Raw genomic sequence first — 12,991 nt, 5'->3', positions numbered from 1 at the left:
ACCCGTCGTTCCCTGCCAATGGCTCTCCTTCACGCCCGCGAAGCGGTGATGGCGCGGTTTCGCCCGATGCTTGCGGCGCATGACGTGACCGAACAGCAATGGCGCGTGCTGCGTGTGTTGAGCGAAGCCGGCCCGGTCGAGGCAACAGAGCTTGCCGATCGCGCGTCGGTTTTGCCGCCCAGCCTGACGCGCATCATCAAGGCGCTCGAGGGACGCAAATTCATCACCCGCAACAAGGCGGAAGGCGACGGCCGCCGCGTCGTGCTGACCATTGCGCCTGCCGGTTCCGCTTTGATCGACGCCCTGTCGCCCGAGCGTCGCGTCATCTATGACGACATCGAACAGCGCTTCGGCCACGAAAAGCTTGAGCAGTTGCTTGACCTGCTGGAGACGCTGATTGATGGCGAGAGCTGAGGCTTTTCGATCCTCGGCGCGAAGGTTTTGACTGGTCGTCTGCGTTGACTGACCGCATGCCTTGGAGATTGGCGGAAACATCGATCACTTCGTCATCCTCGGGTCTCCGCGACGGAGCTTCGCTCCTGCTTCGCCCGTGGATGACGACGTTGGGAAGGCTTCGCCTCCATCCCCTGTCGGCGCCATCAATTGCCCTCACCCGCCAAAGCTGCCAAGCCGCGTCGGCTGCGTATAATTGCGGTCGACGTAAAGCAGGGCCGAGCCACCGCTGCCGTGCCGGACATCGATGACGCGGCCGATCATGACATTGTGCGAGCCGACCACATGCACAGTCTCGATCTCGCAATCGAAGTTGACGATCGCATCCGACAGCGCCGGCGTGCCGGAGGTCAGCGTCTGCCAGCGCGCTGAGGAGTAGCGCGCCTCCATGTCCCTGGTCGCGCCCGCGAACTTTCCCGCCAAATGCATGTGGTCATGCGTCAGCACGTTGACGCAGAAGCGCCGGTTGGACAGGAACATGGCGGCCTGTGTCGAGCGCCCGTTCATGCAGACGAGCAGCGTCGGCGGCTCGTCGGAGACGCTGCACATGGCGGTGGCGGTAAAGCCGCCGCGTCCCGCCGGCCCGTCGGTGGTGATGATGTTGACCGGTGCGCAGACCCTCGCCATGGCGTCGCGGAAATCGGCTTTCGAAATCTGCGTGGCCATCTGATTTCACTCGGCCGTCGAGACAAGCGGATTGAGCCAGGCATCGCCCGTCCAGCCGTTTTCGTCATAGTCGGCCATGCAGGTGTCGACGAGCTCTTCCATCGCCTTCAACGGCCCGCCGCGCTCAGCCCCCTTCAGCACCTGCAGCCGCACCTCTTCCGGCGCGCCGGCATAATTCAACTCGTAGAGCGCGTGGCGGCCGCCGAACTCGGTGCCGGTCGCGTCCCACAACAGCTTCATGATCTTGATGCGCTCGATGTGGCCCATATCGTTGGAGCCGCGCACATATTGCGCCAGGTACTTGTCGATCTCGGGATTGTTGAAGTCGCGCACCGACGACGGCAGGTAGATCAGCCCCGAGGCGATCACCCGGCGCACGGTGTCGATGACGCGCGGATAGGCTTCCGACATGAAAGTCCGATAGGCCAGTGCTGCTTCCAGATTGGGCAGCACCGCGCCATTCGCCCACGGGATCGGGTTGTAGGCCATGGCGTTGGAAAAACTCCAGAACATGTGCCTGAGCGCGATGACCTCGCCCAGCGCCGCCTGGTTGCCGCGGAAGGCATCGCCGCCGGTGGCACGCAGCGCCTTGGCCAGCAGGCCGGCGAGGAAGTCGAGCTTGACAGCGAAGCGCGTACAGCCCTGAAAACAGTAGCCGTGCATGAAGCCCGACGCCGGGTGGAAGGACAGGATTTTTTGCGCGTCGCGCAGCACCAGCACGTCCTCCCAGGGGATGAAGACATTGTCGAGCACCAGGATCGCGTCGTTCTCGTCGAAGCGCGACGACAACGGATAGTCGAAGGGTGCGGCCACCGTGTTGGCCGTCTGCTCGTAGGAGACGCGGCAGAACATCTTTATCCCCGGCGCGTTCATCGGCACGATGAACATCACCGACAGCGACGGATCCTCGGTGACCGTCGCCGATCCCTGTGCCAGGAAATTGTAGTGGGTCAGCGCCGAGGACGTCGCCACCACCTTGGCGCCGGAGACATGGATGCCGGCGTCCGTCTCTTTGGTGATGTGGACGAAGACATCCTTCACCTGCTCGGCCGGCTTGTGGCGGTCGATCGGCGGGTTGACGATGGCGTGGTTCATGAACAGCGCCGCTTCCTGGGCGCGTTTGTGCCAGGATAGAGCGTTGTCCTTGAACGGCCCGTACCAGTCGGCATTGGCGCCGAGCGTGTTCATCAGCGCCGCCTTGTAGTCGGGCGTGCGCCCCATCCAGCCATAGGACATGCGCGACCACTCGGCGATTGCCGTCTGCTGGGCGACAAGCTCGGCGGAAGATTTGGCAACGCGGAAATATTTGTGGGTGTAGCCGCCCGAGCCGGTGTCGGTCGGCGAGGTCAGCGTGTCCCGCCGCTTGGCGTCGTGCAGGGCGTCGTAGAGGCGCGCCAGCGACCGTGCCGAATTGCGCATCGAAGGGTGTGTGGTGACGTCGGCAATACGTTCGCCATTGATATAGACCTCGCGCCCGTCGCGCAGGCTCTCCAGATACTCGGCCCCGGTGAACGGGCGTCCCTTGTCGGCGCGGAAGTCTTCTGATCGCATGATGGTCCTCCTCTTGCGGCGACAAGTGTAGCGCTTGGACCAGGGATCGGTTATGGACGGAACGGCAAAACCGATTGGACTTTTTCCGGCGCCATGAGCCAGAATTCCATCCCCGACTTCTTCGTCTATGGCGAGCCGGTGCGGCCGCTCGATGTCGGCTTCCTGCATGTCGAGACGGTGCTTGCACGCAGCAACATCCATCTTGGCCAGGTCGCAGCGCACAAACATCCGCAGATGGGCCAGATCACTTACTGGACCAGCGGCTCCGGCACCTACCGCATAGAAGACCGGTCCTGGGACTTTTCGGCGCCCGCCGTCAGCTTCGTGCCGAGCAATGTCGTGCATGGCTTCTCGATCGGACCCGGCACCGACGCCATCGTGGTCTCGGTCGCCGACGGCGCGCTCGCGGCAATCGCCGGTCACAGCCTGCTGCCGCTGGACAGGCCGGTCTTTGCCGACGGTCTGCCGCAACACGCTGCGTGGACGAGATTGGCGGCGGTGCTGGAGATGATCGCCGCCGAATACGCCGAGACGCAAGCCGGCAATGACAGGGTCCTGCCGGCGCTGATCGCCGTCGCGCTATCCCACATCGCGCGCCTCAGGCCCGGCGTGACCGCCGCCACCACCACCTCCGACGCTTCGCTGGCGCTCGGCCTGCGTCGGCTTGCTGATGCGCATTTCCGCGATAACTGGCCGGTCGACCGCTACGTCGAGGCTTTGGCCACCACGCCGCATCTTCTCGACAAGGCTGCCCGCGCGGTGCTGGGCAGCGGCGTCAAGCGGGTCGTCAGCGAACGGCGGCTGCTGGAGGCCAAGCGGCTGCTGCTGTTCACCGTGCGCACGGTTGAGGACATCGCCTACGAAATCGGCTTTGACGACCCGGCGTACTTCTCAAGGGTCTTTCGCGCGCGGGCAGGTGACGCGCCGGCTGCCTGGCGGAGGAAGCAGTTGCGGCAGGGTTGATACAACTGCCTTACTTTCCCGCTTGACTGACCAGCCGGACCGAATACGCCAGGACAAAATACCGGCTCTGATAGCCGGGCGGCAAATATGCCTCGTATGCCTCGCCCCTTCCGGCGCTGGCTGCGGGGCATTGTCATTTCTGGGGTTGTGTTTGAAACGGCGCATCGAGATCGGCATCCTCTATTCCCGCTCGGGCAGCTATCAACTCGTCTCCGATGCGTGTCGCATGGGCGCCATGCGTGCGATTGCCGACATCAACGCCAACCGCAACTCAGGCATCGAGCTGGTGCCGGTCGAGCGCGATCCCCAAAGCAACGCCGATCGCTGATCGAAGCCGTGCCGGTGCCCGATCCGGCCAAGCGAAGAAGCCGCTTCGCCCGCCTCGACCAGGAGATCCCGAGCGCCACCCGCAGGATCGGAGAGGCGCCGTTGAAACTGGCGCCAAGAGATGTCGGCGGCGGTGAGCAAGCGGCTGTCGCGATCAATTCCGGATGAGTCCCTGATACGGCTCCGTATTCAGGATGTAAGCCACCTCGGTCCGATTCCGGGCGCGAAGTTTTTTCATGATGTTGCGGACATGCACCTTGACCGTGCTCTCGCACATGTTGAGTTCGTAGGCGATGATCTTGTTCGCTTTTCCTCGACGCAGGGCTTCGATGACCGAGATCTGGCGTGACGTAAAAACATTGTCGTCCTGCGCCTTGATCGTTTGCTGGCCGTCCCTGGCGTTTTGCGCCGATTGGTAAAGGACACTCGGTGGGATGAAAATTCCCCCTGCCGCGACAAGATGAATGGCCTTGGCCGCAACTTGCAAGCTGACGCTCGTCGGAACATAGCCGCGCGCGCCTTTTTCGATCGCCTTGAGAATATCGTCAAGATTTTCGATATCGGCCAGGATGATGGCATTCACCGAAGGTCTGGTGGCCTTGAGATGGGCGATCCGGGCAAGATGGTGGTCCGCCTCGGAATTTGACCACATAACGCACATCAACACCGTCGAGATGCTTTGGGTCTCATCCAGGCTTGCCGCATCGAAGGCTTCGATGCTCGAGAAATGCTGGAAACGAAACGCTGGTTCGAAAACCGCCAGGCCCCTTGCCAGGCAGTCGCACATCAGCGGTCGATCATCGACAATGGCGATCTCGATATCCGCCGCTATGGATGGCGGTGGGCTATCAGGATCGATATCAAAAGCGCACAGGCTTTGTTGAGCCGTCTCATATGGTTGAATTGTTAGCATGACTCCACCCCTTTGTCGTATCTCGCCCCCGCGGGGCTTGGCCTCTACTCCACTGTTTTAGCTCTTCCTGACTAAACTTGGATTCGAGGCAGACGTATGTGAAACAAAGCACACGACTGGGCGGAGTCGATTTCGGCAACGGCCATCTCGTCGCGACCGAGGCTTGAGGCGGTTACTGCCCGGCGGAGAGCGCACCCGCGGCCGCGCCGGGACTCCGGCAACTCAAGACGACCGCCGTGCCGCAGGAGCGGTTCACATGTTTGTGTTCCATCCGGGGCTCGTACTGTGCCGTCAAAGCGCGTCGCTTTGGACATGAATCCGCAATGGCCTCTTGCCGTTCATCCCCATCTTCCTCATGTTCGTCTTGCCGATGATCGATCGTGGAGGGTCGGTCGGCTTCATCGTGATGGGAGGAAGTTGGACAATGAAGCTATCCTATTTCGTTTCGGCCGCCCTTCTTGCCGCGGCTGCAGTTCCCGCCTCAGCCGCCGAAATTTCCGATGGCAAGGTCAAGATCGGCATCCTCAATGACCAGTCGGGCGTCTATGCCGATTTCGGCGGCAAGTGGTCGGTCGAGGCGGCCAAGATGGCGGTCGAGGATTTCGGCGGCAAGGTGCAGGGAGCGCCGATCGAAATCATCAGCGCCGACCACCAGAACAAGCCGGACATTGCCTCCAACATCGCCCGGCAGTGGTACGACACCGAACAGGTCGATGCCATCATGGAACTGACGACCTCTTCGGTGGCGCTCGCCGTCCAGGGGATTTCGAAGGAAAAGAAGAAGATCGATATCGTCACCGGTGCGGCGACCACGGAGCTGACCGGCAAACAGTGCTCGCCCTATGGCTTCCACTGGGCCTACGACACCCACTCGCAGGCGGTGGGAACCGGCGGCTCTCTCGTGCAGCAGGGCGGTGATAGCTGGTTCTTCGTCACCGTCGACTATGCATTCGGCTATTCGCTGAAGGAGCAGACCGCCAAGTTCGTCGAGGGTCACGGCGGCAAGGTGCTGGGCGAAGTGCGCTATCCCCTGGGGGCGACCGATTATTCGTCCTTCCTGCTGCAGGCGCAATCGTCCGGCGCCAAGGTCATCGGCCTGGCGAATGCCGGCCTCGATACCTCCAACTCCATCAAGCAGGCGGCCGAATTCGGCATCGTCCAGGGCGGCCAGCGTCTTGCAGCGCTTCTCTTCACGCTGGCCGAGGTGCATGGGCTGGGTCTTCAGGCAGCACAAGGCGTCGTGCTGACCGAGGGCTTCTACTGGGATCGCGATGACAAGAGCCGCGAATTCGCGCAGCGCTTTTTCAAGCGCACCAACCGCATGCCGAACATGATCCAGGTCGCCACCTACTCGGCGGTGACGCAATACCTGAAGGCGATCGACAAGGCTGGCACCGACGAGACCGAAGCCGTCGCCAAGGAATTGCATTCGATGCCGGTGAACGACGTCTTCACGGCCAACGGCAAGGTGCAGGCGGACGGCAACATGGTCCACGACATGTATCTCTATCAGGTCAAGTCGCCAGCCGAGAGCACCAAGGAGTGGGACTACTACAAATACCTTGCCACCATTCCCGGCAACGAGGCATTCCTGAGCGAGAAGGAAAGCGGCTGTCCGACGGCCGGCCAGTGATCGGCGCGGCCATGGTGCCGCCTGACCTGAAAGGGAATGAGCCACGGGTGGTGCTTTCCGCCCGCGGCTTGCGGCGTGACTTTGCCGGCTTCGTCGCTGTCAAAAGTGTCGATCTCGATGTCCGCCATGGCAACATCCATGCACTGATCGGACCCAATGGCGCCGGCAAGACGACCGTCTTCAACCTGCTCACCAAGTTCCTGGCGCCGACCAGCGGCAGGATCGAGCTGCTTGGCCACGACATCACCCGAACGTCGCCGGCCAGGGTTGCGCGGATGGGCCTGGTGCGCTCGTTCCAGATATCGGCGATCTTTCCGCACCTCAGCGTGCTCGACAATGTGCGCGTTGCGCTGCAGCGCCCGGGTGGTCTTGCCATCCAGTTCTGGCGCTCGCTCGCGGCACTCGATCGGCTGACGCCGCGCGCCGAGGAATTGCTGCGCTCGGTCGGTCTCGACGACGCCAGGAACAGGCTCGCTGGCGATCTTTCCTATGGCAGGAAACGCGTGCTGGAGATCGCCACGACCCTGGCGCTCGATCCGAAAGTGCTGCTGCTGGACGAGCCGATGGCCGGCATGGGGCACGAGGACGTGGCCACGGTTTCCGACCTCATCCGCTCGGTGGCCAAGGATCGCGCCGTGCTGATGGTCGAGCACAATCTGACTGTCGTGGCCGATCTTTGCGACTGGATAACGGTCATGCAGCGCGGCGAGGTCCTGGCCGCCGGCGACTACGCCACCGTCAGCCGCGACGAACGCGTGAAGATCGCCTATATGGGCACCGCCGATGACTAGTGCTGCCCCTCTTCTTGCGGTCGGCGGTCTCAACGCCTGGTATGGCGAGAGCCATGCGCTGCACGGGGTCGATCTGGAGGTGTTTGCCGGCGAGACGGTCACGCTGCTCGGTCGCAACGGCGTCGGCAAGACGACGACGCTGCGCTCCATCATGGGGCTGATCCGCAAGCGAACCGGCCGGATCGCTTTCGACGGCAAGGACCTGATGCGGCTGCCGCTGCACCGCACCGCGCATCAAGGAATCGGCTTCGTGCCGGAGGAACGCGGCATCTTCGCAACGCTCACCGTCGACGAAAATCTGGTGCTGCCGCCGATCGTCGCCGAGGGCGGCATGAGCGTCGAGGAGATATTCGATCTCTTCCCCAATCTGAAGGAGCGGCGCAACAGTCCCGGCACGAGGCTGTCAGGCGGCGAACAACAGATGCTGGCGATCGCGCGCATGCTGCGGACCGGCGTGAAAATGCTGCTTCTCGACGAGCCGACGGAGGGTCTCGCTCCCGTCATCGTGCAGCGCATCGGCGAGTTGCTGGCGACGTTGAAAAAGCGCGGCATGACGATCCTGCTGGTCGAGCAGAACTTCCGCTTCGCCAGCCGTGTCGCCGATCGTTTCTACCTGATGGAGCATGGCAAGGTCGTGGCAGGGTTTCCGGTCGGCGACCTGCCGGACCGCATGACGCAGCTCCACGAAGTCCTGGGTGTATGATGGCGCCATGACGATGATCTTCGGAATCCCCGTTCAGGCTTTCCTCGGCCAGTTGCTGGTCGGGCTGATCAACGGCTCTTTCTACGCCATGCTGAGCCTGGGCCTGGCCGTCATATTCGGCCTGCTGCGCGTCATCAATTTCGCCCATGGCGCCCAGTATATGCTCGGCGCCTTCGTCGGTTATCTGCTTCTCACCTACCTCGGCATCGGCTACTGGCCCGCTTTGATCTTTACGCCGCTGATCGTCGGTGTCTTCGGTATCGTGGTCGAGCGCCTGGCGCTGTCGAGGCTCTACGATCTCGATCCGCTCTACGGCCTGCTCTTCACCTTCGGTCTCGCGCTCGTGCTCGAGGGCATCTTCCGCTATTATTACGGCGTGTCGGGAAATCCTTACGCCGTGCCGCCGCTGCTTGCCGGAGGCACCAATCTCGGCTTCATGTTCCTGCCCAACTATCGCGGCTGGGTGGTGGTCGCCTCGCTGATCGTCTGCTTCGGGACCTGGGCGCTGATCGAGAAGACCAGGCTGGGGTCCTACCTGCGCGCGGCAACCGAGAATCCCCGTCTCGTCCAGGCTTTCGGCGTCAACGTGCCGTTGCTGCTGACCCTCACCTACGGCCTCGGCTCGGCTCTTGCCGGGCTTGCCGGAATTCTGGCAGCACCAATCTATCAGGTGAGCCCACTGATGGGATCGGATCTCATCATCGTCGTCTTCGCGGTGGTCGTGGTCGGCGGCATGGGATCGATCCTCGGCGCAATCGTCACCGGCTACATGCTTGGCCTTGCCGAAGGCCTGACCAAGGTCTTCTACCCCGAGGCGTCCAACCTCGTGGTCTTCGTCATCATGGCCATCGTGCTTTTGGTCCGGCCGGCCGGCCTGTTCGGAAGGGACGCCTGACATGTCGGAAGGGGCATCTGACATGACAGAACTGACGCTTCGCGAAACGTCCGCCAGAACCTCGGCACGGCTTGAATGGACGCTGGTCGGGCTCGGCATCCTGGCGCTGCTGGTGGCGCCCTTCCTGGTCTATCCGATCTTCCTGATGAAAATGCTGTGTTTCGCGCTGTTTGCCTGCGCCTTCAATCTTCTCCTTGGTTATACCGGGCTCCTGTCGTTCGGCCACGCCACCTTCTTTGGCGGCGCCGCCTATTTCACCGCCCATGCCGTCAAGGTCTGGGGCTGGCCGCCGGAAACGGGCATCCTGCTCGGCATGGCGGGCGCGGCATTGCTCGGCCTTGTCATGGGCTTTTTCGCCATTCGCCGGCAAGGCATCTATTTCGCCATGATCACGCTGGCGCTGTCGCAGATGTTCTTCTTCTTCTGCGTGCAGGCGCCTTTCACCGAAGGCGAGGACGGCATTCAAGGCGTGCCGCGCGGCATGCTGCTTGGCGTCCTCGACCTGAACGTGTCGCTGAACATGTATTATTTCGTGCTGGCGGTGTTCCTCATCGGCGTCTTCGCCATCTGGCGCATCGTCAATTCGCCGTTCGGCATGATCCTGCGCTCGATCCGGGAAAACGAGAATCGCGCCATTTCGCTGGGCTATTCCGTCGCCAATTACAAGCTGGGCGCCTTCGTCATGTCGGCGGCGCTGGCCGGGCTGGCTGGCTCGCTCAAGGCGATCGTTTTCCAGTTCGCCACGCTCACCGACGTCACCTGGCAGATGTCGGGCGAGGTGATCCTGATGACGCTCCTCGGCGGCATCGGCACAATGGTCGGGCCGATCATCGGCGCCAGCCTGGTAATCGGACTGGAAAACACGCTTGCCACCTCGGGCTTTCCGGTGACCATCGCCACCGGGCTGATCTTCATGGTGTGCGTGCTGATCTTCCGGCGCGGCATTGTCGGCGAATTTTATGCACGGCTTCTCAAGCGAGCGGCGAAGGATTGATCAGCTCCGGAACGATTGGACGCGGGGTTGCGCTAAGGAGTTCGAATATTCTGTCCGGCTTCTTTAGAAAGCTATAGATCTCGATCAATTGATGCGACTGCTTGAGACTGGGGGCAATCGCGAGGATCGCCCTATCGAAACGGGCGAGCACTGCTTTGGGCAAATCGTGATGCGCGCATTCGTTCGATTGGTTGCCGTTGTGATCGGGGTGTCCGGCGTGACCGGTTGCACCAGTATTTCCTACTACGCGCAATCCATGAAGGGTCATCTGCAGATCATGACGGCACGCCAGGATGTCGGAAAGCTGATCGAGGATCCTTCGACGCCGAAGGCATTGCGCGCCAGAATGGCATCGGCGAGCGCCATACGACAGTTCGCAACAGATGAACTGGCGCTGCCCGACAACAATAGCTATCGCAGCTATGTTGATATCGGTCGGGACTCGGTGACATGGGCCGTCTTCGCCGCGCCGGAATTCTCGCTGACGCCGCGAACATGGTGTTTTCCCGTTTTCGGCTGTGTGCCCTACCGGGGATATTTCTCCAGGAAGTCCGCGACTGAAACCGCTGTCGAACTTCAAGGACAGGGCATGGACGTCTATGTGACGGGCATCACTGCATATTCCACGCTTGGCTGGTCAAGTGACCCGCTGCTGAGCACGATGCTCGGCCAGGATGAAACCTATCTTGCAGGGCTGGTTTTCCATGAACTGGCCCACCAGCGCGTCTACGTGCACGACGATTCCGCATTCAATGAAGCGTTCGCTGTCGCCGTCGAAACAACCGGCGTGAGAAAATGGCTGCGCGCGGCTGGCAATACCGCCGCATTGCGCCGTTACGAAGCCGCCCGGAGGCGCAAAGCTGAATTTCTTGCGCTGGTGTCGCAGACCCGGGACGAGTTGACGCAAGTCTATTCCAACTCCGGCACCTCGGAGCAAAAGCTGGCCGTAAAGACGGCCGCGATTGAACGGCTGCGGATACGCTACCGACACATGCGCGACAGGCGCTGGGGCCGATACCGGGGATACGATGCCTGGTTCGCTTCCCCAATCAACAATGCAAAGCTCGCCGCGACTGCTGTGTACGGTGAGCAGGTTCCGGCGTTTCTCCGCCTGTTCGACTTGTGTTCGGGCGACTATGTCAGGTTCTATGCGTCGGTCCGACGGATTGGCGCACTGGACGAAGCTCACCGTGCCGAAGCACTCGCGGCGGCAGATAGCTGTTATTGACCGTCTCAGCTTGTGAGGCGCGCACGAAACAATGTGCAGCCGTCCGTCAGGCGCGACCTGCAGATATCGCGGAATCCAGCCTCGGTCATCCACGCGCGATACTGACCTTCAGTGTACGATTCGCCGTGGCGATAGAGGTTCAAGAAGGTGAGATTCAAAAAGACACCCTCAGGCGGACCGAGGCGGTCGTCATCGACGACACCCCACCCGGCAATTGCAATCTCGCCTCCTTGTGTAAGGCAACGCGCCGCGTTCAGGATCGCACTGCGCGCCTTGTCCGGCGGAAGGACCTGGACAACGGCCTTCAGGATCGCCAGATCGTGCCGGCCGATCGATGGCGCGACCGTTATGTCCCCCTCTTCGACAACCACGTCGTCGGCACCGTATTCCGACAGGATAGCTGGCGCGACCGCTGCGACCGTTGGCAGTTCCATCAGCGTCGCCGTCATCCGTGGCCACCGCTCGCGAAGTCCCACGAGAATTGTCCCGGCGCCCCCGCCGATGTCGATCACCGAACCGGTCGCCGAGAGGTCCATCTCCCGGGCCAGATTCCGGCCGAAAATCACCCCGCCCGGCGCGAGCATGCGGCTGAAGGCCGCCGCGGCCTCGGGCTCCGCTTCGGAAAAGTCATGAAGCGCAGCCGGCCGGTTCTGTCGCAGCGACTCTGCGGTCAAAAGGTCGGCTCCCCACAGCTCGCGCAGGAGCGCATGATCGCCGCCGCGATAGGTCGGCTTGGACGCGTCGAGGAACTCCGACGCTTCGGCTCCATTGCGAAATTGACCATCCTCGACTTCGAGGAGACCGATGCTGGCGAGCGCGTAGAGGAGCCGCGACAGACGATCGGGCTCGACTTTGAGCGCGACCCCGAGGCTGTCGGCAGTCGCAGCATCGCCACCGAGCCGGGTGAAGATGCCAAGGTCCAACCCGGCGCGAAGCGCCAGGGCGGGGGGTACCGCTGCGATCAGTCTGTCGATCCGATCGGAATCCACCATGTCACATCCCCCTCCGTGATCCAGGACCGACTTCGAAACAGCTCCCATAGATTAGAGCCTGCATGTGGCGCAGTCCCGGCATCCAGATGATGGACCGGCCGAGAACTCCCAACGGCGCGGTTGAGATCGCCCGCGCGCGGTTCTACTGGTCCGAGAACCTCACGCTTACGCCGCGCTGCCGAAAATAAGCCTGCATCAACTTGCGGCCCGAGCGGTTGCTCTGCGCCAACTTGGTCGGATCGAACACCGCCTGTTTTATCCCCTCTCGTGCCAGCGCCGCCTTAAGCGTAGCGATATGTGCGTCGATGTCGGCATTGTCCGCTCGGAGCGAGGCGTAGATGCTTTCGGTCGCCTCGGCCACGGTCAGTTCGCTCATTGGTGTCGTCCTTTGGTTGGTTGGGCGGCGCTTAGCACAGATTTGCGGTTCCGCCGATACCTAGACCGTCAGTACACAGCGCCCATCGCGAAAGCGAACCGTTCCTTAAGGGGCTTCGTAGAGTTCCAGCGGCAATCCATCTGGGTCTCTGAAAAAGGTAAACCGTTGGTCTGTATATGGGTCGACCCGGATTGGCTCAACGGCGACGCCTGCGGCTTCCAGGCGCATAATTACGGGATCAAGATTCGCCACGGCAAATGCCAGATGTCTCAGGCCTGTCGCCTCTGGATGGGACGGCCGCATCGCTGGTGCAGGGAAGGAGAACAATTCCAGTTGGACCGACCCGATCCGCAGATCCGCCTTCCATGACTGCCGCTCCTCCCGATAGACCTCCCGGATCAGATCGAGGCCGAGGAGTTCGACGTAGAACCGTCGCGACCGGTCGTAGTCGGTGCAGATCAGCGCGACGTGGTGAATGGCGTTCAGCATGCTGCTAACTCTAGTTA

Annotated in this window: 15 protein-coding genes; 9 read left to right on the top strand and 6 right to left on the bottom strand. The window is 62.0% G+C overall.

The genetic code is table 11. From position 1 onward, the window contains the following. The first annotated feature begins 18 nt into the window (after window positions 1-18). On the top strand, window positions 19-414 hold the full coding sequence (gene hpaR / locus ACZ89F_RS31640; protein ID WP_127276380.1) for a homoprotocatechuate degradation operon regulator HpaR: 396 nt from the start codon (window positions 19-21) through the stop codon (window positions 412-414). A 195-nt stretch (window positions 415-609) separates the two neighbouring features. Here the strand turns inward: hpaR and ACZ89F_RS31635 are convergent, their stop codons facing one another. Both ACZ89F_RS31635 and ACZ89F_RS31630 read right to left on the bottom strand, forming a co-directional pair. After that, a complete protein-coding gene (locus ACZ89F_RS31635) occupies window positions 610-1,119 on the bottom strand; it encodes a flavin reductase (RefSeq protein WP_476096088.1) in 510 nt (169 codons plus the stop codon). 6 nt (window positions 1,120-1,125) lie between these two features. Beyond that, window positions 1,126-2,670: a 4-hydroxyphenylacetate 3-hydroxylase N-terminal domain-containing protein gene (locus ACZ89F_RS31630; RefSeq protein ID WP_476096087.1), complete on the bottom strand. Its 1,545-nt coding sequence runs from the start codon at window positions 2,668-2,670 to the stop codon at window positions 1,126-1,128. A gap of 93 nt (window positions 2,671-2,763) precedes the next feature. Here ACZ89F_RS31630 and ACZ89F_RS31625 point away from each other — a divergent pair, with 93 nt between their 5' ends. Next, window positions 2,764-3,633 carry a helix-turn-helix domain-containing protein gene (locus ACZ89F_RS31625; RefSeq protein ID WP_476096086.1) on the top strand — a complete coding sequence of 290 codons (870 nt, stop codon included), beginning with the start codon at window positions 2,764-2,766 and terminating at the stop codon, window positions 3,631-3,633. Between the two features lie 151 nt (window positions 3,634-3,784). Further along, window positions 3,785-3,961 (top strand): transporter substrate-binding protein, encoded by a 177-nt coding sequence (locus ACZ89F_RS31620; RefSeq protein ID WP_476096085.1) that lies wholly within the window; start codon window positions 3,785-3,787, stop codon window positions 3,959-3,961. Window positions 3,962-4,114: 153 nt separating this feature from the next. On the opposite strand, the gene ACZ89F_RS31615 is transcribed toward ACZ89F_RS31620, so the two are convergent. After that, window positions 4,115-4,873: a LuxR C-terminal-related transcriptional regulator gene (locus tag ACZ89F_RS31615; RefSeq protein ID WP_476096084.1), complete on the bottom strand. Its 759-nt coding sequence runs from the start codon at window positions 4,871-4,873 to the stop codon at window positions 4,115-4,117. A 424-nt stretch (window positions 4,874-5,297) separates the two neighbouring features. On the opposite strand from ACZ89F_RS31615, the gene ACZ89F_RS31610 reads away from it, so the two are divergent. The 6 genes from ACZ89F_RS31610 (at window position 5,298) to ACZ89F_RS31585 (ending at window position 11,117) form a co-directional block, all read left to right on the top strand. After that, window positions 5,298-6,506, top strand: coding sequence for an ABC transporter substrate-binding protein (locus ACZ89F_RS31610; protein WP_476096083.1), 1,209 nt, complete (start codon window positions 5,298-5,300; stop codon window positions 6,504-6,506). A gap of 11 nt (window positions 6,507-6,517) precedes the next feature. Further along, window positions 6,518-7,297, top strand: coding sequence for an ABC transporter ATP-binding protein (locus ACZ89F_RS31605; RefSeq protein WP_476096082.1), 780 nt, complete (start codon window positions 6,518-6,520; stop codon window positions 7,295-7,297). After that, a complete protein-coding gene (locus ACZ89F_RS31600; RefSeq protein WP_476096081.1) occupies window positions 7,290-8,000 on the top strand; it encodes an ABC transporter ATP-binding protein in 711 nt (236 codons plus the stop codon). The genes ACZ89F_RS31605 and ACZ89F_RS31600 overlap by 8 nt, the downstream gene beginning before the upstream one ends. Window positions 8,001-8,007: 7 nt before the next feature. Continuing rightward, window positions 8,008-8,895, top strand: coding sequence for a branched-chain amino acid ABC transporter permease (locus ACZ89F_RS31595; protein WP_476096080.1), 888 nt, complete (start codon window positions 8,008-8,010; stop codon window positions 8,893-8,895). A 22-nt stretch (window positions 8,896-8,917) separates the two neighbouring features. Then, window positions 8,918-9,889, top strand: coding sequence for a branched-chain amino acid ABC transporter permease (locus ACZ89F_RS31590; RefSeq protein WP_476096079.1), 972 nt, complete (start codon window positions 8,918-8,920; stop codon window positions 9,887-9,889). A gap of 169 nt (window positions 9,890-10,058) precedes the next feature. Beyond that, window positions 10,059-11,117 (top strand): aminopeptidase, encoded by a 1,059-nt coding sequence (locus tag ACZ89F_RS31585; RefSeq protein ID WP_476097442.1) that lies wholly within the window; start codon window positions 10,059-10,061, stop codon window positions 11,115-11,117. A 5-nt stretch (window positions 11,118-11,122) separates the two neighbouring features. Here the strand turns inward: ACZ89F_RS31585 and ACZ89F_RS31580 are convergent, their stop codons facing one another. From ACZ89F_RS31580 to gloA2, 3 genes are all read right to left on the bottom strand, one after another. Then, window positions 11,123-12,109 carry a methyltransferase gene (locus ACZ89F_RS31580; protein WP_476096078.1) on the bottom strand — a complete coding sequence of 329 codons (987 nt, stop codon included), beginning with the start codon at window positions 12,107-12,109 and terminating at the stop codon, window positions 11,123-11,125. A 142-nt stretch (window positions 12,110-12,251) separates the two neighbouring features. Next, the gene (locus ACZ89F_RS31575; protein ID WP_476096077.1) at window positions 12,252-12,485 is read right to left on the bottom strand and encodes a hypothetical protein; all 234 of its coding nucleotides are present in this window, start codon (window positions 12,483-12,485) and stop codon (window positions 12,252-12,254) included. 105 nt (window positions 12,486-12,590) lie between these two features. Next, window positions 12,591-12,974, bottom strand: a complete 384-nt coding sequence (gene gloA2, locus ACZ89F_RS31570) for an SMU1112c/YaeR family gloxylase I-like metalloprotein (protein WP_476096076.1) — start codon at window positions 12,972-12,974, stop codon at window positions 12,591-12,593. Between the last annotated feature and the right edge of the window lie 17 nt (window positions 12,975-12,991).

The sequence above is a fragment of the Mesorhizobium sp. USDA 3734 genome, assembly GCF_056279665.1.
The sequence above is the reverse complement of the archived record's forward strand: the minus strand, read 5'-3'. Positions and strand labels throughout refer to the sequence as shown.